Origin of the sequence: Streptomyces sp. NPDC004667 (genome assembly GCF_040609475.1) — a bacterium.
Lineage (GTDB): Bacteria > Actinomycetota > Actinomycetes > Streptomycetales > Streptomycetaceae > Streptomyces.
The window spans coordinates 49,171-71,462 of record NZ_JBEXKC010000020.1; the positions used below are offsets into that span (position 1 = coordinate 49,171).

At 73.0% G+C, this 22,292-nt stretch carries 22 protein-coding genes and 2 pseudogenes; 14 read left to right on the forward strand and 10 right to left on the reverse strand.

The genetic code is table 11. From position 1 onward, the window contains the following. The first annotated feature begins 36 nt into the window (after positions 1-36). From ABZW32_RS14195 to ABZW32_RS14220, 6 genes are all read left to right on the forward strand, one after another. Positions 37-1,476, forward strand: a complete 1,440-nt coding sequence (locus tag ABZW32_RS14195; protein ID WP_356215249.1) for an aldehyde dehydrogenase family protein — start codon at positions 37-39, stop codon at positions 1,474-1,476. 80 nt (positions 1,477-1,556) lie between these two features. Further along, positions 1,557-1,958, forward strand: coding sequence for a thioredoxin family protein (locus ABZW32_RS14200; RefSeq protein ID WP_356215251.1), 402 nt, complete (start codon positions 1,557-1,559; stop codon positions 1,956-1,958). Positions 1,959-2,001: 43 nt separating this feature from the next. Beyond that, positions 2,002-3,432, forward strand: coding sequence for an NAD(P)/FAD-dependent oxidoreductase (locus ABZW32_RS14205; protein WP_356215253.1), 1,431 nt, complete (start codon positions 2,002-2,004; stop codon positions 3,430-3,432). A gap of 173 nt (positions 3,433-3,605) precedes the next feature. Continuing rightward, the gene (locus ABZW32_RS14210) at positions 3,606-4,157 is read left to right on the forward strand and encodes a hypothetical protein (RefSeq protein WP_356215255.1); all 552 of its coding nucleotides are present in this window, start codon (positions 3,606-3,608) and stop codon (positions 4,155-4,157) included. Positions 4,158-4,163: 6 nt separating this feature from the next. Then, a complete protein-coding gene (locus ABZW32_RS14215; RefSeq protein WP_356215257.1) occupies positions 4,164-5,966 on the forward strand; it encodes a hypothetical protein in 1,803 nt (600 codons plus the stop codon). A 180-nt stretch (positions 5,967-6,146) separates the two neighbouring features. After that, positions 6,147-6,911 carry a metallophosphoesterase gene (locus ABZW32_RS14220; protein ID WP_356215258.1) on the forward strand — a complete coding sequence of 255 codons (765 nt, stop codon included), beginning with the start codon at positions 6,147-6,149 and terminating at the stop codon, positions 6,909-6,911. An 80-nt stretch (positions 6,912-6,991) separates the two neighbouring features. Here the strand turns inward: ABZW32_RS14220 and ABZW32_RS14225 are convergent, their stop codons facing one another. From ABZW32_RS14225 to ABZW32_RS14250, 6 genes are all read right to left on the reverse strand, one after another. Further along, the gene (locus ABZW32_RS14225; protein WP_356215260.1) at positions 6,992-7,642 is read right to left on the reverse strand and encodes a hypothetical protein; all 651 of its coding nucleotides are present in this window, start codon (positions 7,640-7,642) and stop codon (positions 6,992-6,994) included. Beyond that, a complete protein-coding gene (locus ABZW32_RS14230) occupies positions 7,639-8,076 on the reverse strand; it encodes a DUF6114 domain-containing protein (protein WP_266846886.1) in 438 nt (145 codons plus the stop codon). The genes ABZW32_RS14225 and ABZW32_RS14230 overlap by 4 nt, the downstream gene beginning before the upstream one ends. Then, positions 8,067-8,624: a DUF6230 family protein gene (locus ABZW32_RS14235; protein WP_356215354.1), complete on the reverse strand. Its 558-nt coding sequence runs from the start codon at positions 8,622-8,624 to the stop codon at positions 8,067-8,069. The genes ABZW32_RS14230 and ABZW32_RS14235 overlap by 10 nt, the downstream gene beginning before the upstream one ends. Before the next feature lie 224 nt (positions 8,625-8,848). After that, entirely contained in the window at positions 8,849-9,604 is a 756-nt protein-coding gene (locus tag ABZW32_RS14240) for a MerR family transcriptional regulator (RefSeq protein ID WP_356215262.1), read from the reverse strand. A 28-nt stretch (positions 9,605-9,632) separates the two neighbouring features. Then, positions 9,633-10,829, reverse strand: coding sequence for a methyltransferase (locus tag ABZW32_RS14245; protein ID WP_356215356.1), 1,197 nt, complete (start codon positions 10,827-10,829; stop codon positions 9,633-9,635). 70 nt (positions 10,830-10,899) lie between these two features. Next, positions 10,900-11,280, reverse strand: a complete 381-nt coding sequence (locus tag ABZW32_RS14250) for a tetratricopeptide repeat protein (protein WP_356215263.1) — start codon at positions 11,278-11,280, stop codon at positions 10,900-10,902. Between the two features lie 130 nt (positions 11,281-11,410). Between ABZW32_RS14250 and ABZW32_RS14255 the strand changes: the two genes are divergently transcribed. After that, positions 11,411-12,376 (forward strand): pirin family protein, encoded by a 966-nt coding sequence (locus tag ABZW32_RS14255; protein WP_356215265.1) that lies wholly within the window; start codon positions 11,411-11,413, stop codon positions 12,374-12,376. Between the two features lie 40 nt (positions 12,377-12,416). Here the strand turns inward: ABZW32_RS14255 and ABZW32_RS14260 are convergent, their stop codons facing one another. Further along, on the reverse strand, positions 12,417-13,163 hold the full coding sequence (locus ABZW32_RS14260) for a hypothetical protein (protein ID WP_356215267.1): 747 nt from the start codon (positions 13,161-13,163) through the stop codon (positions 12,417-12,419). Continuing rightward, entirely contained in the window at positions 13,160-14,503 is a 1,344-nt protein-coding gene (locus tag ABZW32_RS14265) for a NosD domain-containing protein (protein WP_356215269.1), read from the reverse strand. The genes ABZW32_RS14260 and ABZW32_RS14265 overlap by 4 nt, the downstream gene beginning before the upstream one ends. Positions 14,504-14,577: 74 nt before the next feature. Between ABZW32_RS14265 and ABZW32_RS14270 the strand changes: the two genes are divergently transcribed. From ABZW32_RS14270 to ABZW32_RS14300, 7 genes are all read left to right on the forward strand, one after another. Next, the gene (locus ABZW32_RS14270; RefSeq protein ID WP_356215271.1) at positions 14,578-15,732 is read left to right on the forward strand and encodes a Dyp-type peroxidase; all 1,155 of its coding nucleotides are present in this window, start codon (positions 14,578-14,580) and stop codon (positions 15,730-15,732) included. Between the two features lie 145 nt (positions 15,733-15,877). Beyond that, entirely contained in the window at positions 15,878-18,088 is a 2,211-nt protein-coding gene (locus ABZW32_RS14275) for an SdrD B-like domain-containing protein (protein WP_356215273.1), read from the forward strand. A gap of 65 nt (positions 18,089-18,153) precedes the next feature. Further along, entirely contained in the window at positions 18,154-18,369 is a 216-nt protein-coding gene (locus ABZW32_RS14280; protein WP_356215275.1) for a hypothetical protein, read from the forward strand. Positions 18,370-18,373: 4 nt separating this feature from the next. Next, entirely contained in the window at positions 18,374-18,574 is a 201-nt protein-coding gene (locus ABZW32_RS14285) for a hypothetical protein (protein ID WP_356215277.1), read from the forward strand. Between the two features lie 487 nt (positions 18,575-19,061). Then, the gene (locus ABZW32_RS14290; RefSeq protein ID WP_356215358.1) at positions 19,062-19,610 is read left to right on the forward strand and encodes an amidase domain-containing protein; all 549 of its coding nucleotides are present in this window, start codon (positions 19,062-19,064) and stop codon (positions 19,608-19,610) included. After that, positions 19,610-20,050 (forward strand): hypothetical protein, encoded by a 441-nt coding sequence (locus tag ABZW32_RS14295; protein WP_356215279.1) that lies wholly within the window; start codon positions 19,610-19,612, stop codon positions 20,048-20,050. Before ABZW32_RS14290 ends, ABZW32_RS14295 begins: the two co-directional genes overlap by 1 nt. Positions 20,051-20,241: 191 nt before the next feature. Continuing rightward, positions 20,242-20,718, forward strand: a complete 477-nt coding sequence (locus tag ABZW32_RS14300; RefSeq protein ID WP_356215281.1) for a cupin domain-containing protein — start codon at positions 20,242-20,244, stop codon at positions 20,716-20,718. Positions 20,719-20,790: 72 nt separating this feature from the next. Here ABZW32_RS14300 and ABZW32_RS14305 read toward each other — a convergent pair. Then, positions 20,791-21,437, reverse strand: a pseudogene (locus ABZW32_RS14305) (hypothetical protein). Beyond that, positions 21,434-22,189: pseudogene (locus ABZW32_RS14310) on the reverse strand (ATP-binding cassette domain-containing protein); the annotation flags it as partial. The pseudogenes ABZW32_RS14305 and ABZW32_RS14310, both read right to left, overlap by 4 nt. Positions 22,190-22,292 lie beyond the last annotated feature (103 nt).

Here is a 22,292-nt window from a genome sequence, read left to right on the forward strand (position 1 = left end):
CCCGCCCCGCCCACCCCCATCCGGAGGCCCCGCGTCATGCCACTGCTCGACCCGACTCTCTGGCAGGACGGACCCACCCTCACCGGGGGCACGGCCCCGGTCGTCGAACCCGCGACCGGCCGTACCCTCGCCACCGTCGACCTCGCCGGGCCCGCGGACGTGGGGGAGGCCGCCGTACGGGCCCGCGCCGCCCAGCGCGACTGGGCGCGGGCGGGCCACCCGGAGCGGGCGGCCGTGCTGCGCCGCGCCGGGGACCTGTTCACGGCCCACGCCGGTGAACTGCGGGAATGGCTGGTCCGGGAGTCGGGTTCGATTCCCGGCAAGGCGGACTTCGAGCTGCACGTCGCCGCCCAGGAGTGCTACGAGGCCGCCGCGCTGGCCTCCCGCCCGGTCGGTCAGGTGCTGCCCAGCGAGGCACCCCGGCTCTCCTTCACCCGGCGCGTGCCGGCGGGGGTGGTCGGGGTGATAGCGCCCTTCAACGCCCCGCTGATCCTCTCGATCCGCTCCGTGGCGCCCGCGCTCGCGCTCGGCAACGCGGTCCTGCTCAAGCCCGACCGCCGCACCGCCGTCTGCGGCGGCCTCGCCCTCGCCGCCGTGTTCGCCGCCGCCGGACTGCCGGCCGGGCTGCTGCACGTCCTGCCGGGCGGGGCGCGGACGGGTTCCGCGGTGGTGGCCGACCCGCACGTGCGGGTCGTGTCCTTCACCGGCTCCACCGCAGCGGGGCGCTCCGTCGGCGAACTGGCGGGCCGTCACCTCACCCGCGCGCACCTGGAGTTGGGCGGGAACTCCGCGCTCCTCGTGCTCGCCGACGCGGACGTCGAGGCCGCCGTCGCGCAGGCCTCCTGGGGCTCCTTCTTCCACCAGGGCCAGATCTGCATGACCGCGGGACGTCACCTCGTCCACGCCTCGCTCTACGACGAGTACGTGGAACGGCTCGCCGCCCGCGCCGAGGCCCTGGCCGTCGGCGACCCGTACCGCGAGCCCGTGCACCTCGGCCCGCTGCTCGACCGGACCCAGCTGGAGCGGGTCCACGGCCTGGTCGAGGCCAGCGTGGAGCAGGGCGCCAAGCTGGTCGCGGGCGGCACCCACCGGGACCTGTTCTACCGGCCGACCGTGCTCGCCGGGGTGGCCGACGACACCCCCGCCTACGTGGAGGAGGTCTTCGGTCCGGTGGCACCCGTACGGTCCTTCGCGACGGAGGAGGAGGCGGTGGAGCTGGCCTCGGCGGGCCCCTACGGACTCTCCCTGGGCATCGTCACCCGCGACGCGGGACACGGCATGGAGCTGGCCGAACGCATCCCGACCGGCATCGCGCACATCAACGACCAGACCGTGAACGACGAGGCGGTGGCTCCGTTCGGCGGGGTCGGCGCCTCCGGTACGGGCGCCCGCTTCGGCGGCGAGGCCAACCTCGACGCCTTCACCGAGCTGCGCTGGACCACGGCCCGCACCACCCCGCCGGCCCACCCGTTCTAGGTACGGCCGCCGACGCAGGAATGCGGCGGGCCGGCCGATCGTTCCAGCAGGACACACTGCGATCAGGAGGTCCGGACACCGTGGCTACAGTCGAACTCACGAAAGAGAACTTCGACCGGACGGTCAGCGAGAACCCGTTCGTGCTGATCGATTTCTGGGCGGGCTGGTGCCGCCCCTGCCTGCAGTTCGCCCCGGTCTACGAGAAGGCCGCCGAGGCCAACCCCGACCTGGTCTTCGCCAAGGTGGACACCGAGGCGCAGCAGGAGCTGGCGGCGGCCTTCCAGATCAGCTCGATCCCGACACTGATGATCGTCCGGGACCAGGTCGCCATCTTCGCGCAGCCCGGAGCGCTGCCCGAGGCGGCCCTGACCGACCTCATCGGGCAGGCACGCGCCCTGGACATGGACGAGGTCCGGGCGAAGATCGCCGAGTCCGCCCCGGCCGGGGACGCGGACGGGACCCCCGGCACGCCGGAGGCCTGACCTTGCGGGACGTGTCCCCCGCGCTGCGGGGACACTGGACCGCATGACTGAAGCGGTGGAGTACGACGTAGTGGTGCTCGGTGGGGGCCCGGCCGGCGAGAACATCGTCGACCGGACCCGTGCCGCCGGGCTGAGCACGGCGCTGGTGGAGAGCGAACTCGTCGGCGGGGAGTGCTCGTACTGGGCCTGCGTCCCCAGCAAGGCCCTGCTGCGCCCGGCGCTCGCCCGGTCGGAGGCGCGCCGGGTGCCCGGACTGGCGGGGGCGGTCCGGGGGCCCCTCGACGCGGAGGCGGTGTTCGCGCACCGCGATTACTGGACGGGTGACTGGAAGGACGACGGCCAGCTCGACTGGCTGGACTCCATCGGCGCCCACCTCTATCGCGGCCACGGCCGCCTGTACGGGGTCCGCAAGGTGGCCGTCACCAGTCCGGAGGGTGAGCACCACGTCCTCGCCGCCCGGCACGCCGTGGTCGTGGCAACGGGCACCCGGGCCGTGGTGCCGGACCTCCCTGGGATCGCCGGGGCCCGGCCGTGGACCAGCCGTGAGGCCACCTCCGCGCGGGAGGTGCCCGGCCGGCTGCTGATCGTGGGCGGTTCCGTGGTGGCCGCCGAGATGGCCACGGCCTGGCAGGCCCTGGGGTCCGAGGTGACCGTCCTCGTACGGGGCTCGGGGCTGCTGCCGAGGATGGAATCCTTCGCGGGCGAGCTGGTCGCAGAGGCGCTGACCGAGGCCGGTGCGGTGGTGCGCACCGGAGTGGCGGTCGAGGCGGTCGTACGGAACGGTCCGACCGGGCCGGTGACCGTGGTGCTGGAGGGCGGCGAGACCCTGGAGGGCGATGAGCTGCTGATGGCGACGGGGCGGGCGCCGCGTACCGAGGACATCGGGCTGGACACGGTCGGGCTGACCCCGGGTGACTGGATCGGCGTCGACGAGAGCTGCCGGGTCCCCGGGCACGACTGGCTGTACGCCGTCGGGGACGTCAACCACCGGGCGCTCCTCACCCACCAGGGCAAGTACCAGGCCAGGATCGCGGGCGCGGCCATCGCCGCCCGCGCGGCCGGATCGCCGCCCCTGGACGCATCCCGCTGGGGCGCGCACGCCGCCACCGCCGATACCGAGGCCCTGCCCCAGGCGGTGTTCACCGACCCGGAGGCCGCCGCGGTGGGCCTCACGCTCGCCGAGGCGGAGCGGGCCGGGCACCGGGTGCGCGCCGTCGACTACGACCTCGGCAGGGTGTCCGGCGCGGGCCTGTACGCCGACGGGTACCGGGGGCGGGCCCGGATGGTCGTCGACCTCGACCGGGAGGTGCTCCTGGGGGCCACCTTCGTGGGGCCCGGAGCGGCCGAGCTGGTGCACGCGGCGACGGTGGCCGTGGTGGGCGAGGTGCCGATCGGGCGGCTGTGGCACGCGGTTCCGTCCTTCCCGACGATCAGCGAGGTGTGGCTGCGGCTGCTGGAGACGTACCGGGGGTAGCGGCGGGCCCCGGCCGGTGAGGCGGGGTTGGGGGCACGGGCGGGGCGCGGGAGGGCGGATCCGGTCAGGGCGCCGGATTCAGGCCAGACCGGGAAGGAGAGGTTCAGCGTCGATCTTCATTAGGTTAGCCTTACCTAAGTCGACCAACCTCCTTCCCGGAAAGGCGTCTTCCCATGCGCGCTGCCCTCCTGCCCCGCACCGCCGTACGGCTCGCCGCCCGCGCGGCCTTCGCCGCCACCGCCGCCGTGGCCCTCGCGCTCGGCGCGGCCGGCGCCGCCTCGGCGGCCACCTCCACCCGTACGGTCACCGACGGCGGCGCCACCTGGCGCCTCGCGCTCACCGCGCCCGCCTCCGCCGCCGCGGCCGGGCAGAACGTCACGGTCACCGGCAGCGGCTTCAACCCCGCCAAGGGCGTCTACGTCGGCCTGTGCGCGGTGAACGGGCCCCAGGGCGCGGGCAAGCCCACCCCCTGCCTGGGCGGCTCGGACCAGGCGGGCACCACCGGCGCCTCCCACTGGGTCAACAGCACCTTCGGCGGCACCCTCCCCAACACCTCGGCCTACGGGCCCGGCGGCACCTTCAGCGTCACCATCCACGTCAAGGCCGACCTCGGCAACGGCCAGATCTGCGGGGACACCGTCGAGTGCGCCGTCGTCACGCGCGCCGACCACTTCAACTCCGCCAACCGCGCGTACGACGTCCACGTCCCGATCACCTTCAACTGACCGGCCGTGACGCCCCGCCACCCCCTCGCCCCCGGCCGCGCGGGCGCCGCCGCGACCGCCCTCGGGCTCGTCCTCGTCCTCGCCCCGGCGGCGGCACGGGCCGCACCGGGCTTACCGGCCTCACCGGCCGACACCGTCGCGCCCCGTGCCGACGTACCGCAGGGCACGGTCGCGTACCGGCCCACGGCGGAGTTCACCACCGCCGGCCGGCCCCGCGACCTGCTGCTCCATCCCGAGTCGAAGAAGCTGTACGTCGGCGCGGACGACCTGCCCGAGACGGCCGGAGCCAACGAGAGCGGCCTGCACGTCCTGGACCCGGCCGACGGAACCCTCCGCTCCACCGTCAGCCAGGTCCCGGGCCCCACCGGAGCCCTCGGCCGACGCGCCGTGCACCGGCTGATCGCGCCGCTCCCCGGCGACGGGGTGGTCTTCGGGTACCCCCTGCGCGGGATCGGCACCGCCAGGGACGGGGATCCGGCCGCGTCGGGCGTCTGGATGGCGGGACCGACCGTCACCGACGCCGGGCCCGGGGTCACGCCCGGGACGGTCCTGGTCGCCCAGGGGCCGGTCCTGTCGGAGGTGGACGTGGCGACCGCCGCCGTCAGGCGCTCCCTCACGCTGGAGGGCGGTGACACGTTCGCCGTGGACCCGGCGCGCGGCACGGTCTGGTTCACGGACATCGGCAACCGCCGCGCCTACCGGATCGACACCGCGGCCTTCCGCGTCGCCGCGACCGTGGAACTGCCGGCCGGAGACGGTCTCGGCGGATTCACGGAAGTGGATCCGCGGACCGGAGCGCTCTGGGTCGGCCTGGACACCTCGATCGTGGTGCACGACGCGGCGGGCCGGCGCCTGGGCGTGATCCGGGGCACCGACCTGCCCCGGGCCGCGCGCTTCGACCCGCTCACGCACGAGGCGTTCGTGGCCTGGCAGGACGCGGGAGACCCCTCCCTGCCCGGCAGCGACGGCGACGGGGCACTGGCCGTGTACCGCACGGCCGATCTCCGCGAGGCCGCGGCACGGGTCGCCCTGCCGGGCAACCATGGCCAGTCCGGGTTCGCGGCGCTCGCGGTCGCACCGGGCGGCGGGAGCGTCTTCGTCTCCAGCCCGGCCGAGGGGAAGATCACCCGACTGGAACGGTCCGTGTCCCCGAAGGTGACCGAGCAGCCGTCGGACCGCTCCGTCCCGGCGGGCACCCGGGTCTCCCTGACCGCGCGGGCCGAGGGGACGCCCGAGCCCACCGTGGCCTGGCAGTCCAGTGCCGACGGCGGCAAGAGCTGGCAGCCGGTGGCGGGGGCGACCGCTCCGGAGTACTCCTTCACGGCCGGGCCCGCCCTCGACGGGCGCCGCTACCGCGCCGAGTTCCGCAACACCGGCGGCACCGCCCTTACCGCACCGGTCACCCTCACCGTGACCACTCCGACGGGCGGTACGGGTGGCGGTACGGCCGACGGCACGGCAGGCGGCGCGGGCGGCGGCACGGGCGGGCGGGGCGGTGCCGGCGCGGCGGGCCCGGGCGAAGGCACCGCCGGCACCGCCGGCGGCCCGGGTACCGGCGCGGTTCCGGGCTCCGGTGCCGGCGGTACGGGCGGCACGGGGGGCGGTACGGGCGCTACGGGTGCCACGGCGGCCGGCGCCACCGGCTCCGGCAGCACCGTCGGCGGTACGGGAACCACCCCGGCCGGCGGCGGCGCGCTCGCCTCCACCGGCACCGCCGTGGCCGCGCTCGCCGGGGGCGCCGTCGTCCTCACGGCGGCCGGCTGGGGCCTGACCCGGCTCCGGCGCAGGTACCCGCGCGTCGGCCCCTGAGCCCGGGCGGAACTCCCCGTGGCCGGGCGACGGGGAGTTCCCGCGCCCGGTGGCGGGGGCGGGGTCCGCCCGCGCACCCTGTTGAATGGGCCGAACGCGCCCTCACCGGCCGGGCCGTGACCGACCGTCACGCGCCGCGCCGGTGACGGCCACGCCCCGGCGACGAAGGAGCCACCGTTCGTGATCGTGATCGCGCAGCTCAGTGATGTCCATTTCGACGGCGGCACCCGCGCCGCGGAGCGCACCCGCGCCGTGATGGAGTACCTGGACGCCCTCCCGTACGACCTGGACGCGGTCCTGATGAGCGGCGACATAGCCGACCGCGGGACGGACGCCGAGTACGAGCAGGCCCGCGAGGTGCTCGCCTCCCGCCATCCGGCCGTCGTCTGCCCCGGAAACCACGACGAGCGCGGCGCGTTCCGCCGGGTCCTGCTGGGCCAGGAGGAACCGTCCGCGGAGCCCGTCGACCAGGTGCTGCGCGGCGAGGGCTTCGTCCTGGCCGTGTGCGATTCCTCGGTCCCCGGCAAGGACCACGGATACCTGGAGGACTCCACGCTCGCCTGGCTCGACGGCATCCTCACGGGGACCCCGCACGAGGTCCCGGTGCTGGTCGCCTTCCACCACCCGCCGGTCCCGCTGCACACCCCGTACGTGGACGACATCCGGCAGTTCGGCGAGGAGCGGCTCGCCGCCCTCGCGGAGCGCCACCCCCACCTGCTCGCCTTCCTCTGCGGTCACGCCCACACGGCGGCCGTGACCACCTTCGCGGGCCGCCCGCTGCTGGTGGCGCCCGGGGTGGTGTCCACCCTGCGCCTGCCCTGGGAGACGCAGACGGATCCCGACCACCACGTCCACCTCGACGAGCCGCCGGCCGTCGCCTTCCACGTGATCGGCGACGACGGGCGGCTGACGACGCACTACCGGGTGGTCGTGAACCGGCCGTAGCGGCGTGGGCAGCCGAACGTCCCACCGTCACCGGGGGTTCCCGGCGACGGTGGGACGGCGGTGCCAGGGGGACGCCCCGGTCAGGGGGCGACGGTGATCTGCTGCGCCGGGTCGGTGGTGTCGGCGACCTTGTAGACGGCGTTGAAGGTGGACGAGGTCGCGCTCGTCGGGCAGCCGAAGCCACCGGTCACCGTGACCGGGACCGAGGCGTTCGTGAAGGTCAGGCTCGACGGGGCGCCGTTGGCCCAGGTACCCGGCACGGCCGCCGGACCGCCGGGGGCGGCGGTGACGGTACAGGTGGCGAGTCCGGTCGTGTGGACGACGAGACCGCCGGTCGGCACCGTCATGGTGGCCGTGATCGGGGAGCCGTTCTGCATGGACACCGACCAGGCGCCGCTGGTGGTCACGGTCGGGGTCACGCCGGGAATGCTCGACGTGCACGAGCTGTAGGTCGGCGGCGAGATGGGCGAGGAGACGGGCCCGGCCGCGTTGTGGTTGCCGGGGGCGGCCGGCACCGTGCCGGTGGAGACGGAGACCGTGCAGGTCACCGTGACCGAACCGGCCTTGAGGGTGGCCTTCCCGCTGAGGGTGGCCTGGAAGGCGTGCCCGGCCGGGGTGACGGTCGTCGACCCGGCCAGCGGTAACGGCGCGGCGGTGGCGGAGGCGGAGGCCACCGTCAGGGCGGCCGCGGCCGCCATGCCGAGGGCGAGCGCGGTACGCGTACGGCTCATGGCTGTGCTCCTTGGGGATCGGGGTGCGGAGTGGGGGAGTCCCCGGCGGGGGAGGGCCGGGCGGGGGCGGCGGAGCCCCCGGTGCGCGGGGCGGCGTAGGGCTGCCAGGCGAACATCAGCCCGCCGCCGAGGATGCCGAGCAGGGTGCCGATCAGGAACCCGCCGAGGTTCGACAGGACCAGCGCGGCGGTGGCGATGAGCGTGGTGAGGACCCCGGCGAGGGAGCGCTGCCGGGGGGAGAACCAGGCGGTGAGACCGAGGACGATCATGATGATCCCCATCAGGACGGACGGGATCCCCGCCACCCCCTGCTGGAGCATGATCTTCAGCGGTGCCAGCGGCAGTACGCAGATCCAGGCCCCGGCCAGGACCGCGAAGAGGCCGCCCCAGAAGGGCCGGCCGCGCCGCCACCGCCGCCAGCGGCTCAGAAGCATTCCTTCTTGCCCTTGCTGATGTTCATGCTCAGCCCGGACAGCTTGAAGGTGCCGGCGTTGGTCGCCCACGCCGTCTGCTGCAGGTTGGAGATGGTGACCGTGTCGGCCTGCTGGGCGAAGAGGTCCTGCATGCCGACCGCCTCGGCCGGCCCCTTGTCGAGGGTGGAGGCGTCGCGGCCGATCTCGATGTTCTTGAAGACCGCGTCGCCGGCGAGCTGGGTCGCGTCGACGAACAGGTTGCTGGCCTCGACGGGGTCCTTCTTGCCCGCGGTCAGGTTGAGCGAGATGTCGCCGACGACCGGGAGGGTGGTGACCACCGACTGGCAGAGGCTGTGCAGCTTGGCCTCCTTGATGGCGGTGACCGCCACCGGGATCAGTTCCTCGCGGGCGTTGACGTCGACGCTGCCGTACTGGGCGAAGCCCTCGCCCTCCAGGCTCGTCGCCGACACCTTGAACTGCTGCCCCGACACCGCGAAGGAAGCGGCGAGCGCCCCCTGCGCCAAGGCGATGCCCAGCCCCGCGGTCACCGCCACGGCGGGCAGGGTCAACAGGGCGAACCGGCGCCAGCGGACCCGGCCCTCACCTCTGTCGGCGGTGTCCGCGGCGTCCGGGGAGGCCGCGCCTTCCCCGCCGGGTGGTTCGGATAAGTTCGGTGAGCTTGCCATGAGATCGTCCCTTATCTCGGCTGTGCACCTTTGTTACCGACGAGTTGAATGTAAGAGTGCCAATGGTGGTTGGCAAGGTTGCGTGAGCGCACCTTTTCGGCCGACTCCTACTGCTCCGTACGCAGCAGTTCGGCTACCTCCGCCTCCACCCGCCGCGCCATCGCCCGCGCGAACTCCGCGGCCACCACCTCACCCGCGACCGGCCGCAGGGCCGCCACCGCCTCGCGGATGTGATCCAGCTGGGTGGCCGAAAGCCGCTCCAGCCCGTCCGGGCCGATCACATGCCGGCGGAACAGTCCCACGAAACGGTCCGCGAGCGCGGCGGCCTGTGCCTGGACGAAGTCGCCGGCGTCCAGGATCTCCGCCAGCGGCACCCCCTGCCGCACCAGGGCCACCGTGGCCTCCAGCAGCCGCCGGCTCGGATACGTGACCCGGTCCCCGTCCAGGCGTACGTAGCCCAGCTCGGCCGCGCGCCGGGTGTCCTCGGCCGAAGCCGCCGGGCCGAACAGCTCCCGCAGCTCGGCCCGGGTCATCGACACCGGGTCCTCCTGCACCCAGTCCCGGGTCATCTCCCGCTCCAGGCCCAGCAGCTGGGACAGACCGCCGCCCTGCTCCCATGCGGAGAGCAGCTCCGCGATGCCGTTGACCGTGTAGCCGCGCCCCAGCAGGTCGCTGACCAGGCGCAGCCGGGTCAGGTGGTCGTCGGAGTACCAGGCGATCCGGCCCTCGCGGCGCGGCGGCGGGAGCAGCCCGCGCTCCTGGTAGTAGCGCAGGTTGCGCACCTTGACGCCGGCCGCCCGGGCCACCTCCTCGCGGCGGTAGCGCCGCTCCCCGCCCGTGTCCGTCCGCGCCCCGTTGCTCACGCGGCCGAGTGTAGGACGTACCGGCAGGTCACATGGGGCGCTGCCGCGCCTCCCGCTTGACCGCCCGCAGGACCACGAACTTCGGCTCGCTCGCGACGACTTCGCTGTTGCCGAAGAGCCGCCGCAGGTGTGTGTGGTACCCCATGTGGCGGTTGGCCACCACCCACAGCTCGCCACCGGTGCGCAGCACCTTGCGGGACTGCGCGAACATGCGCAGCGCCGTCGCGTCCGTCGTCGCCTGGTGCGAGTGGAAGGGCGGGTTGTTCAGCACCAGGTCCACCGAACCGGGCTCCAGCATCGCGACCCCGTCACCGACCCGGAACTCCGCCGTGCGCCGGCCCGGCCGGACGTTGGCCTCGTAGGTCGCCCGCGCCGAGGCGACCGCCTGGTACGACTCGTCCGTGAAGACGACCTCGGCGTCCGGGTCGGCTACGGCGACCGCCGTGCCGACGACACCGTTGCCGCAGCCCAGGTCCACGACCCGGGCCCCGTCCGTGTTGGTCGGGATGCTCTGGAGGAAGAAGCGCGTGCCGACGTCCAGCCGGTCCGCGCAGAAGATCCCGGCGTGGTTGACCACGGTCAGCCCGGCGCCCGAGCCCCCGTCCTCGTCCACCGTGTACGTCACCGGCCACGGGTCCGCGCCCGCCGGCCGGGCCGCGCCCGGGCCGGAGGGGGTGCAGAAGATCAGGCGGGCCTTCTTCTCCGCGAGCGAGGTCTTCGTCGGCCCGAGGATCTTCTCGAACAGGCGCAGCGTGGAGGTGTGGATCTCCTTCACCATGCCGGTGCCGACGATCACGGTGCCCTCGTGCACGTGCGGGGCCAGCCGGTAGAGCTGGTCCTCCAGCAGCGCCAGGCTCTTGGGCACCCTGATCAGCAGGACGTCGATCCGCCCGGGCGGCGCGTCCTGCGTGGTCAGCAGGGTCACCGTGGACTTCGCGGTGCCGATGCCGGCCCGGTCCAGGTTCGCCTCGGTGGCGGCGCGGGTCAGCGAGGAGTCGGTGATCTGCGTGGGACGGTACGCGGCCAGGGCCGTCGTCAGCGCCCCCCAGCGGTCGCCGACCACGGTGACCTGCCCGGCGCCGGCCAGGTCCACCGGGCCGCGCTCGCCGGTACCGGCGTCGAGATGACGCAGCAGGTACTCGTCGGCGGCGTCCCAGGCACGGAGCTGGTCGCGCGGGTCGACGGGGAATCGGGTGAGTTCGTAGGAGCCGAAAGGCGTGGTCAGGCGGTTCATATGGAACCCAGGCTAGCCGAGGCCGCCCCCCGGCCCCGCACACGCGGGGCCGGACGGCCCACTACTGAGGGAACTCGCCGGACATCGCCGCCGCCAGCCGCAGGTGCGGACGGGCCTCGTCCGCCCGCCCGAGCCGCTCCAGGGTGCGGCCGAGCATCAGGCGCGCGTAGTCCTCCACCGGCCACCGCTCCAGGATGGCGCGCAGCTCGGACTCGGCGCGGGAGAGCTGCGCGGAGTGGTAGTAGGCGCGGGCCAGCAGCAGCCGGGGGGCGAGCTGCTCCGGGGTCTCCTCGGCGACCGACACCAGGACGCGGGCGGCCGTCGTGTACTCCCGGGCGTCGAAGAACAGCTGCCCGCGCGCCCAGCGCTCGGCGGCACTCCCGTGCAGGTGGTAGGCGTCCCCACCCGTGCCCGGCGTCGTCTTTCCCGTCCTCACGTCCATGCCCGCAGGCTCCTTCCGCTCGCTTTCGTGGCCGCTGTCGGTCATCGGTGGCTGCAACACCGCCGCGGGGGCGGACATTCCGAGAAGCGGAACGGGATCCGCCGGGCCCGGCGGCGTTAAGTTGTGGCGTATGAGCAATCTCGATCGCCAGCCCGCTCTCGCCACCTGCGGCGGCCGCGGCTTCGTCGTCGCCGAACCGGTCCGCGAGCTCCTCAGTCCGCGCACCGTCAAGCTCGGGGAGGCCACCGAGGTCCGCCGCCTCCTGCCGAACCTGGGCCGCCGCATGGTGGGCGCCTGGTGCTTCGTCGACCACTACGGCCCGGACGACATCGCGGACGAGCCCGGCATGCAGGTCGCCCCGCACCCGCACACCGGCCTCCAGACGGTCAGCTGGCTCCACGAGGGCGAGGTCCTGCACCGCGACAGCGTCGGCAGCCTCGCCACGATCCGCCCGCGCGAGCTGGGCCTGATGACATCGGGCCGGGGCATCAGCCACTCCGAGGAGAGCCCCCGCCCGCACGCCCGCTTCCTGCACGGCGCCCAGCTGTGGGTGGCCCTGCCGGACGCCCACCGGGACGTGGACCCCCACTTCCAGCACCACGCCGGCCTCCCGACGGTCACGGCCCCGGGCCTCACCGCGACCGTGATCCTGGGCACCCTCGACACGGCGACCTCGCCCGGCACGGCGTACACCCCCATCGTCGGCGCGGACCTCACCCTCGCGGCCGGCACCGAGACCCGCCTGCCGCTGGACCCGGACTTCGAGTACGCGGTCCTGTCGATGTCGGGCGAGGCCCGCGTCGACGACGTCCCCGTCCTCCCGGGCTCGATGCTCTACCTCGGCTGCGGCCGCACCGAACTCCCCCTGCGCGCCGTCTCGGACGCGGGCCTGATGCTGCTGGGGGGCGAGCCGTTCGAGGAGGAGATCGTCATGTTCTGGAACTGGATCGGGCGCTCGCACGATGACATCGCCCAGGCCCGCGAGGACTGGATGAACGGGTCGCGCTTCGGCGAGGTGAAGGGCTACGACGGCCCCCCGATCCCCTCCCCGGAACTGCCTCCGACCCACCTGAAGCCCAGGGGAAGGGCGCGTTGACCTGCCATTTCCCACTGATGAGTGGTCAGGTTGGAGGGGATCACCGGGCGGGCGCCGTTGCCGGCGGAAGTTGCGCGGGTGCGGCGGGGAGGGGCTCGGCCGGGCCGCTCCCGGGGAGGTCGGCGGTGAACCACTGGGCCTCGCCGGCGACCCGGGCCTGGAAGCGGAGCAGTCGGCCCTCGCCGTCGATCCAGTAACGGGTGTTGCTGGGCCGCCCTTGTCCCGCGGGCGCGCCCGGGGCTCCCGGCCCGGTGGCGACGAGGACGGGGACTGCGCCGATCCGGTCGTCGCGGAGCCGGCGGGCGTCGCTGCGGGCCAGGAGCTGGGCGTTGTCGGGGCGGTCGGCACCGAGGTGGAGGAGGAGCAGGAGCACGGAGTCCAGCGCGCCCCCGTGCGGAAGGAGCCGGTGGACCTCCCAACCGGAGGAGGGAGGCCGGTCCGGCAGCCCACCGGTCCACTGTGGGAGGGCGGCGACGTGGTGGGGGGTCCAGTGCACGAGCTCGCGGGCCGGGGGCTCGGCGTTGTCACGGACCTCGGCGTACCCCCGGTGGCGGCGCCAGTCGACGCGCGCCGTGAGGGTGATGGTCCGGCCGCCGGAGGGGATGGTGGCGGTGACCTCGCCGGTGCCACGGCGGTAGGCGGTGAACCGGGCCACGGCCATGCGGTCGGCCTCCTCGGGGGTGAGCCGCCGGGGCGCGGACGCTTTGGGGTCGTCGCCGGAGGTGGAGCAGGCTGCCAGTGTCAGGAGGGACACCAGGACGGCGGACAGTACGGTGCGGCGGTTCATCGGCGGTCCCGGCTGTGCTCGGCGAGCAGGTTGGGCGCGGGCACGGGGACACCTGCCGGATCGATGGGGGCGGGCCCGCCGGTGAACGGAGTGGCCGGGGCCGTCGCGGCACCGGGCAGCTGGGGCTGGTCGGGAGGCAGGGGAACGTCGAGGAACGGCAGTCCGGGAGGCGCCGGGGGAGTGTCCGGGAGCGTGCGTGGGCCCGGAGCCGGTGTGGCGGGCGCCGGGCAGGCCATGACCCTCGCAAGGTCCGCGGGGAGGGTGTGCCCGACAGGGCCGGTGAAGCAGTTGCCGCTCCCGGGGGCGTGCGCCGGGGCGACGTAGGCGGCGTCGAGCGCGTTGGCGGCGAAGGCGTTGGCCGTCACGTGGTTGCCGATGGGGGGCAGGTCCTCGCTGGAGGTGAGGACCAGGCCGGCCCGCGGATGGCCGGTGATGCGGTTGCGGGTGACGGTGTTGTCGCGACCGCCGGCGATCCCGATGCCGATTCCGTATCCGCCGTCGGCCTGTTCGGGCGTGTCGGCAGCGGTGTTGTCGGCGACGAGGTTGCCGACGACGGTGGCGCCGGTCTGGGGGGTGAGGGCTTCGAGGTAGTCGGAGCCGACGGTCATTCCGACCCGGTTTCCGGTGAAGCGGTTCCCGACGATCCACAGCGGGCCGCTGGCGTTGGTGTTCTCGTAGCCCACGGCGTTGCGCTCGGCGGTGTTGCCGCGCACGAGGATCCCGCAGGGCTTGCACTGGCCGACGTAGATGCCGGAATCGGCGCTGCCGGAAGCGTAGTTGTGCTCGATGGTGCCCCGGCGGGCGTTGAACGCGTAGATGCCGTACAGGCCGTTGTTCGCCGCGGTGACGTACCGGACGCGGAAGCCGTCGAGCGGGGGGTCGGCGGCCGGGTCGAGGCGGTGGTAACCGTCGCTGCCGCGGCCCACGCCCTCGTCGCCGTTCTTCAGGCCGGTGACGAGTACCCCGTTCTGGAGATGGCTGCGGACGGTGAGGTTCTCCACGGTCACGCCGGGCGCGGTGACCACGATGCCGTTGCCGCGCCTGCCCTCGCCATCGATGATCACCTGATTGCGGTCGGTGCCGCGCAGGGTGACCTGCCGCGTTCGTACGCGGACGGTCTCGCGGTACCGGCCCGGGGAGACCAGTACCAGGTCACGGGGGCGGGCGCGGGCGAGTGCCGCGCCGATGGTCGGTGCCTCGGCCGGCACGCGGATGGTCGCCGGAGCGCGGCCCGCGTCGTCCGTGGATCCGGCGGGCCGGGCCGTGCAGGCGGCCGATGCCGCGCAGGCGAGCAGAACGGCGGTGAGCCGGAGCAGGCGGGGAAGGGGGGAAGCGGACACGTGAGTCCTCGTCCGGGGGCGGGTGGAGTCGGCCGCGTGACCGGCAGCCGATCATTCCTGCGTAGAGTACTCACATGACCACGCAGGGTGACAACTCCTCGATGCTTCGCCGGTCGTTGCTGGGTGCGCTGCCCGCCATGGCGGCACTGGCCGCTTGCCGCTCAGGGGCCTCCGGAACCGCTGCGGTCCCGGGGCCCGGCACCGCCGACTCCACCGCGCAGGGCGCATCCCGGCAGGTGCCCGCCCGCCAGGCCGGAGTCGACCTACCGGTGCAGCCGCAGGGACATGTGCTGCTGTCGGTCTACGGACTTCCCGCGAGGGCCGGCCTGGCTCCCGCGGTCGCGCGCGTCGGCGAAGTCCTGCTGGAGGCACTGGGGGTGCTGCGCAAGGAGGCGGAGGCAGCGGACTTGACGGTGACGGTCGGGCTGGGGCCGCGGGTGGCGGCTCTCGCCGGCCGCGGCGTGCCCGGCGGGCTGGAACTGCCGGCCTTCGCGCGCGAGGAGCGGAGCGACCGCACCTGGGGCGGCGACCTCATGGTGCAGGTGTGCGGGCGTGATGCCGCCGCCGTTGTTCTCGCGGACGAGCGTCTCGGCGAGACCGTCGCCGCCGAGGGCGCCTCCCGCCGGTGGTCGCAGGCGGGCTTCCGGTTGCCGGGGAACGGTCCGGTCCGCAACCTGCTGGGCTTCCCCGACGGGATCGAGAACCCCCGCACCCGCTCCGAGCTCGACCGGGAGGTGTGGCTGGACGGCCCCGGTCCGTTCGCCGGCGGCACGGTCGCCGTCGTGCGGCGGCTGCGCGTCGACGTACCCGGCTTCCTCGCCCAGTCCCCGGTCCGGCAGGAGGAGGTGATCGGCCGCCGCAAGGGGGACGGTGCGCCGTTGAGCGGCGGTGGCCCGTCGGGCAGGCTCGACCTCTCGGCGAAGTCGGCGCGCGGCCGTTACCTGGTGCCCGCCATGGCCCATGCCCGGCGCGCCAACCCGAACGCCACGGGCAGCGGCAGGATGCTCCGCCGGGGATACGACTACCGCAATGGCCCCGACGACCAGGGGCTGCTGTTCGTCAGCTTCCAGCGCCGCCTGCGCACCTTCACCGCCACCCAGCGACGCCTGGACGAGGGTGATGACCTCATGCGGTTCGTCACCGCCACGGCCTCCGGGGCCTTCTACGTCCCGCCCGCCTTCACCCCCGAACGGCCGCTTGGGGCGGAGCTCTTGGGGGAGCGGAGCTGAATCCGTTCTGCACAGGCCCTCCCTCGCGTGACGGGTCACTCAATAGTGCGAACCGGTCGCGGGAGGCTTCCGGTGAAGATCGGGTACGCGAAACGATGGTCACTCAACGTGTTCACCGCTACTACGCGTGACATGGAGGAGTGACTTGAAAGCCCTGAGGAAGGCCCTGGTGGCAGCCGCCGCCGGCCTTGCCCTGACCACCGGTGTGCTCCAACAGCCCGCCCTCGGCGCCGATCCCAGCGACGGCACCGCCCGCATCAAGGTCATCCGGGACTCCAACACCAACGGCCGCTACGACGCCGCATCCGAGGTGCCCGCGGCCGGCATCACCGTCGAGCTGACCGATGTCGACGGCAACGTGGTCACCGGTGTGACCGGCTCCGACGGAGTCGCGACCTTCCCGCCCAACACCGTTCTGACCGGCGGCAAGTACTACGTCCGGATGAGGATGCCCAACGGCTCCTTCCTCCAGCCGACCTTCGGAGCCGCCGGCGGCCTCGCGTCCAACGCCACGATCATCGACGTTCTGGACGGAGACGCCGAGCTCACCATGGGTGTGCGCAACCCGGCCGACTGGTGCGAGGACGACGCCCGGCTCAGCACGGTCTGCCAGGTCGCCGCCACCAAGTCCGGTGGCGTCCGCACCACGGTCACCTTCCCGTTCCGCGAGCGCGGCGACAGCAACACCGGCAACACGACCACTCTGTCCACCCGCAACGACACCGGCAACACCTACGGCGTCGCGTACCACAAGACGCAGCGCCGCATCTTCACCGGCGCCCATGCCAAGCGGCACACCGTCTACGGCCCTTCGGGGCAGGGCGCGATCTACGTCACCCCCCGGGCGGGCGGCGCCACCACCCTTTTCACCGTTGTCCCGAACGCGGGCACCACCGCCCACCAGGACTCCGTCCGCTTCGACGGCCCCTTCGTCGGCGTGGTCGGCAAGGAGTCCCTCGGCGACATCGACATCTCCGAGGACAACCGCCAGCTGTACGTCGTCAACCTCAACGACCGCAGGCTCTACACCTACGACACCAGCCAGCCCACCGCCGCCGCCCCGGTGACCTCGGTCGCCATCCCCAACCCCGGCTGCCGGGCCGCCTCCGACTGGCGGCCCTTCGGCCTCGGCGTCCGCGACGGGGTCGTCTACGTCGGCGGAGTCTGCTCCGCGGAGTCCTCGCAGAACGCCGCCGACCTCAAGGCGGTCGTCTGGACGTACAACCCGGTCACCGCGACCTTCGCCCCGACACCCCTCCACCAGCAGCCGCTCACCTTCCCGCGCGGCGAGGCGAACGTCCAGGTCCCCGGCTACAACCGCTGGTTCCCGTGGACCGTGGGCGCATCCAGCTTCCCCCAGCAGCTCATCGCACACCCCGAGCCCCTGCTCAGCGACATCGCCATCGAGAGCAACGGCGACATGGTCCTCGGATTCCGCGACCGGTTCGCGGACATGACCGGCCACGAAATGCCCAACGCCAACCCCGCCTACGGCAACAGCGGCACCACCGACTCCGGCGGCGACCTCAACCGCGCCTGCCGCAAGGCCGACGGCACCTTCGAGTGGGAGGGCACGGGCAACTGCCCGAACAACGCCCCCACCCGCCCCAACGGCGGCCAGCCCGCCAACGTCGTCGAGTTCTACCCCGGCGACTTCGTGCCCAACGCCCACCTGGAGACCGCCCAGGGCGCCATCGGCCTCCACTTGCGCGAACAGCGGATCGCCTCCACCGCCATGGACCCGGCCAGCCAGTTCTTCACCGGCGGCACCGCCTACTTCGACCGCCAGAACGGTGGCCGCGGAGCCAACCCCGGCGAGCACGGCTTCACGCTCCAGAAGCTCAACGACCCCCTCGACGGCGGTTTCGGCAAGGCCAACGGCCTCGGCGATCTGGAAGTCCTCTGCGACGAACCGGCCGTCCAGATCGGCAGCCGCGTCTGGTACGACAAGAACAAGGGCGGCGCCCAGAGCGTCGACGACGACGAACCCGGCATCCCCGGCGTCACCGTCCAGCTCCTGGCCGAGGACGGCACCGTGATGGCCACCGTCCGCACGGGCGTCGACGGCGCCTACTACTTCGGCCCCGAGCACGGCGTCCGCCCCAACACCAAGTACAAGGTCCGCTTCGACAAGTCCACCGCGGACACCAGCGTGATCAACTCCCGCCGCCCGCCCGCTGCGAGCGGCCTCGTCTGGTCGCCCGTACAAGCCAACGGGGCACCCGCGGACCTCAACTCCGACGCGGTTCCCGACACGACCAACACCGGCCAGTACGCCACCGCCGAAGTGACCACCGGCGCCCCCGGCACCGTCGACCACTCCATCGACGCCGGCCTGTACCTCAACCGCCTCTGAGCGGTACGGGGCGTACGCCCGGCTGCCGCAGCAGCAGTGCCTTCGTCGCTGCGGCAGCCGGTCCGGTGCGCCTCCAGGCGGCAACGTCCCCGCGGACTGCCCCGAGGCCCGGGAGATGGCGCAAGGAGTTCCGCGGCTGGTGGCGGGCGCCGAGCGACCTCGCGGCCGCCGACGGGGACGGCACCAGCACCCGCAACGAACACGTCACCACCTGGGTCGACTTCGTCACCAACGACGACCCTGACGCCCCGGTCCGCCGCATCCTCGGCCGCCCTGGGTGACACCTTGCGGCTGTTCCTCACCGAGGTCTGGGATCCCGCCTCGCCGAAGGCGGACCAGGACAAGGTCGCCCGCAGTGCTGGCTGCCGGAACCCCGGATCTGAGAACGGACATCTCGTGGTCATGAAGAAGTGTCCGCCGGAGTTCGAGGTGGACGCGGTCGCGCTGTACGAGTCGCGGCCGGGAGTGATGATCAGGGCGGCTTAGGATGTGGATGGAGTGATCACGGGGGGGGAATTCGTGAATGTGGACATTGGGACGTACTACGTGCGGCAAGGCGCGGGAGGTGCGAGCTCAGCCGCCGAGAAGGCGTTGGAGAATCTCCGGAAGTCCCTAGATTCGAGCGACACGGCAGCCGGCGCCCACCACGGCTGGGCCTCGCCCAGCGAACGCTCTTCCATGCGACCGAGCTGGCGCGCGAGCACGGGCTGAGCATCGAGGACGGCCGAGCCGTGGGCGCGTACACGGGAGCTGCACCCGTCGGCCCGAACGTCCCGCAGAACGTTCGCGACGCCCACACCAAGGAACTGGGCCGGATATCCGAGGTCAACGGGCTGATAGAGGAGGCCCTGCGCGAAGCCTACGAGGCGGACGCGAAAGCCTCCGCCGAACTGGACAAGCTCGCGAAGACCATCAACGTCTCCGACACCTCGCAGGCGCACAACGAGATCCTCGTCGAGGCGTCGCACGTCGAATTCGACATCCTCAGGGCGGATATCCCCGTCGGGAAGGATCCGCCGACCACTGGGACAAGAAGGACGACCTCGACTACGGGGCGCTCGGCAACTGCACCAATTTCGTGTCGTCGAGCCTGGACGCGAGCGGCATGAGGAAGAAGATCGACCCTTGGACGGGGCTGACGGGCGACGACGCCTGGGGCCGCCAGAGCGGGACCGGTTGGGACTGGCTCGACCAGCACGCGTACCACTCCGAGTCATGGGCACGGGCCGAGGGACTGCAGAACTTCCTGCTGCGCCACGGCAGCAAGGAGGTGCCGAGGACGGAGGCACGGCCCGGTGACATCGTCTTCTACGAGCAGGTGGCTCCCGGCACGGAAACCGCCTCCGGCGAGACCCACCACGCCGCCGTCGTCACCTCGGTCACCCCGGACGGAGACATCAAGCTGACCCAGCACACGAGCTCGTTCCGGAACGTGAGTCTGGACAGCCGGGAACACATCGCGAACAGGAACGGGGGCGAGCAGCGCATCCGGATTGTCCGCCCGGAACCGGATTGGTACTGATGGCCACCACCTCGCCCTCCCCCGCCGCGAGCGACGGCACGGCGCGCCCGCGTGCCGTCACGCCGGGCACGGTGACGGCGGCGCTGCTGGTGCCGCTGCTGACCGTGGCCGGTGTGGCTACCTCCCTGCACACGCAGGAGATCGAGCACGGGTGGGCCGACCGGCAGCGCGAAGCCTGCCGGCACCTGCCCTTCCCGGTGGCGGAGTACGTTGCGGGGTGGGCCGGCGTCGGCCTCGGCCTGGCGGCGGTGGCCGTGTGCGTGCTGCTCGCACGGCGGCTGCGCGGACGGTACGGCCGCCGGCTCGGGGAGAGCTGGTCGGGTCTCGTCGCCGGTACCACCGTCTGGTTCAACGTTCTGGCGATCCCGATGGAACTGATCCAGCTGTACGTCGTCCACACGGCCGCCGCGGCGGGGATCAACCTCGGCGACGGGTGCTGACGAGCCCGATCACGGTGGGCGGGTGAGATGTCGGGGCCAACGGCTCTCGTCGGGGCTGCAATGGTGCCCGGGACCGCCCGGCTCGAGTGTCACTGGCGTCGGGTCACGACACCCCGGTGAATCTGGAAGGGTTGGCCCGGCGCAAAACCTGCGCCCGAACGCGTACCGCCTCCGTCGACCGGGAGAGAAGCATGACCATCAAGGACATCGGGCCCGAACCCCAGAGTTTCGACCTCGAGCAGGCGACGCTGGAGAACACCAACTACCGCTCGGTCGCCTGGTCCGGGAAGTACCTCCAGCTGACCCTCATGTCGATCCCGGTGGGCGAGGACATCGGCCTGGAGGCCCACCCGGAGACCGACCAGTTCCTCCGGCTCGACGCGGGCCGCGGCCGCGTCCAGATGGGCAGTGCGAAGGACAACCTCGACTTCGACCAGGAGGTCGAGGACGGCTGGGCGGTCTTCGTACCCGCCGGCACCTGGCACAACGTCACCAACACGGGTGACGAGCCCCTGCAGCTCTACGCCGTCTACGCCCCCGTCCACCACGCCCCGGGCAAGATCCACGCGACCTTCGCCGACGCGGAACGCGACGAGGACTCGGGCAACGACGAGCCCCCGACCTGGTCGGTCCAGCCCACCCGCCACCCCGCGGACAAGCACGCCTGACCACCAGCGGGGGCAACCTTCCCGCCGGCCCAGGGAAACGAGCAAGCCTCAGGTCGCTGACCTGGGGCTTTGCTATCGCGCGGAGGTCGGTGTCCTAGGGACCCCGTCCGCCGCCCTACGGGGAGCGAAGCGGATGGGGGCCTGGAAGCGGGCCTTGCGCGCGGCGCGGCGGAAGACCGTGAGGACGGCCGGGCCCGCCAGGCAGATGCAGACGAAGTTGGTGACGGCGCGGCCGGTGTCCCAGCCGAGGGAGGTGGCCAGGTCGAAGGCGAGGTAGCGCTGGAACTGCTCGGTGAAGGGCAGGCCGGGCAGGTAGGCGATGGAGCTGTTCGGGTCGAGGGAGAAGGGCCAGAAGGAGAGGTTGAGGAGGAAGCCGAAGAGGTAGCCGGAGACGGAGCCGTAGACGGCGAGCATCAGGACCTCGCGGCGGCCCGTCGCCCGGGGGAGGAAGCCCGCGAGCATGCCGACGAAGGCGCAGCCGAACATCTGGTACGGCATCCAGGGCCCGAGCCCGCCCGTGATGAGGGCGGAGGCGAACAGCGAGGTGCAGCCCAGGGTGAAGCCGAAGCCCGGACCGTAGACCCGGCCGGCGAGGACCAGGATGTTCCCGGGGCCACGAGGAACGGCCAGAAGAAGGCGACGACGCCGAGGAAGGCCGCCATGGCGATGACGATGCCGGCGCGTGCCTTGATCCGGATGGCTGCGGCACGTGCGGTCATGAGGCCCGGTCCGTCCCAAGGTCGGTGAGGGTGGCTGTCGCCTGGGCGACCGTGAGGTACGGGAGCGGGGCGAGGATCTTCGTGGTCTGCGGGGCGAAGACGGGGGAGGCGACGATGACCTCGGTGGTGGGACCGTCGGCGACGACGTCGCCCTCGGCCATGACCACGACGCGGTCGGCGGCGCGGGCGACGAACTCGACGTCGTGGGTGGAGATCACCACGGCGCGTCCTTCGGCGGCCAAGTCGTCGACGATGCGGATCAGCTCGGTCTTGGCCCGGTAGTCGAGGCCGCGGGTGGGCTCGTCGAGGAGCAGCACCCCGGGTGCCGCGGTCAGCTGGATCGCGAGGACGAGGGCGAGCTTCTGGCCCTCGGACAGGTCGCGGGGGTGGGTGGCGTCGGGGATGCCGGGCGCCAGCCGGTCCAGGACGGCGCGGGCCCGGACCCCGTCGGCGGCGACCCCGGACTCGGTGTCGGCCTGATCCAGTTCCTGCTCCACGCTCTCCAGGTAGAGGAGGTCGGTGGGGGTCTGCGGGACCAGCCCGACCAGCTGCCGGGCCTCGGCGGCGGACAGCTTCCGCGGATCCCGGTGCGGCCGGGCGCCGTCGGGTGCCACGACGGCCACGGAGCCGGCCTTGCGCGGCCCGGAGCCCTGGAGGGCCCACAGCAAGGAGGACTTGCCCGAGCCGTTGCGGCCCATGAGCGCGGTGATCTCGCCCCCGCGCAGGTCCAGGTCGACCTCACGGACGGCCGGGAAGCAGTACGCATCGCACTCCGGGTACTCCGACTCACGGCGCCTTCGGGCCCGTTCACGGTTGCGGGGCGTACCCTCCTTCATCGCTAATCGGTCTTGTTGA

Bases quoted from the DNA above. Each gene is read 5' to 3' on its own strand.
- ABZW32_RS14195 (WP_356215249.1), top strand. From the start codon at position 37: ATGCCACTGCTCGACCCGACTCTCTGGCAGGACGGACCCACCCTCACC.
- ABZW32_RS14205 (WP_356215253.1), top strand. From the start codon at position 2,002: ATGACTGAAGCGGTGGAGTACGACGTAGTGGTGCTCGGTGGGGGCCCG.
- ABZW32_RS14210 (WP_356215255.1), top strand. From the start codon at position 3,606: ATGCGCGCTGCCCTCCTGCCCCGCACCGCCGTACGGCTCGCCGCCCGC.
- ABZW32_RS14225 (WP_356215260.1), bottom strand. From the start codon at position 7,642: ATGAGCCGTACGCGTACCGCGCTCGCCCTCGGCATGGCGGCCGCGGCC.
- ABZW32_RS14230 (WP_266846886.1), bottom strand. From the start codon at position 8,076: ATGCTTCTGAGCCGCTGGCGGCGGTGGCGGCGCGGCCGGCCCTTCTGG.
- ABZW32_RS14250 (WP_356215263.1), bottom strand. From the start codon at position 11,280: ATGGACGTGAGGACGGGAAAGACGACGCCGGGCACGGGTGGGGACGCC.
- ABZW32_RS14255 (WP_356215265.1), top strand. From the start codon at position 11,411: ATGAGCAATCTCGATCGCCAGCCCGCTCTCGCCACCTGCGGCGGCCGC.
- ABZW32_RS14260 (WP_356215267.1), bottom strand. From the start codon at position 13,163: ATGAACCGCCGCACCGTACTGTCCGCCGTCCTGGTGTCCCTCCTGACA.
- ABZW32_RS14270 (WP_356215271.1), top strand. From the start codon at position 14,578: ATGACCACGCAGGGTGACAACTCCTCGATGCTTCGCCGGTCGTTGCTG.
- ABZW32_RS14295 (WP_356215279.1), top strand. From the start codon at position 19,610: ATGGCCACCACCTCGCCCTCCCCCGCCGCGAGCGACGGCACGGCGCGC.
- ABZW32_RS14300 (WP_356215281.1), top strand. From the start codon at position 20,242: ATGACCATCAAGGACATCGGGCCCGAACCCCAGAGTTTCGACCTCGAG.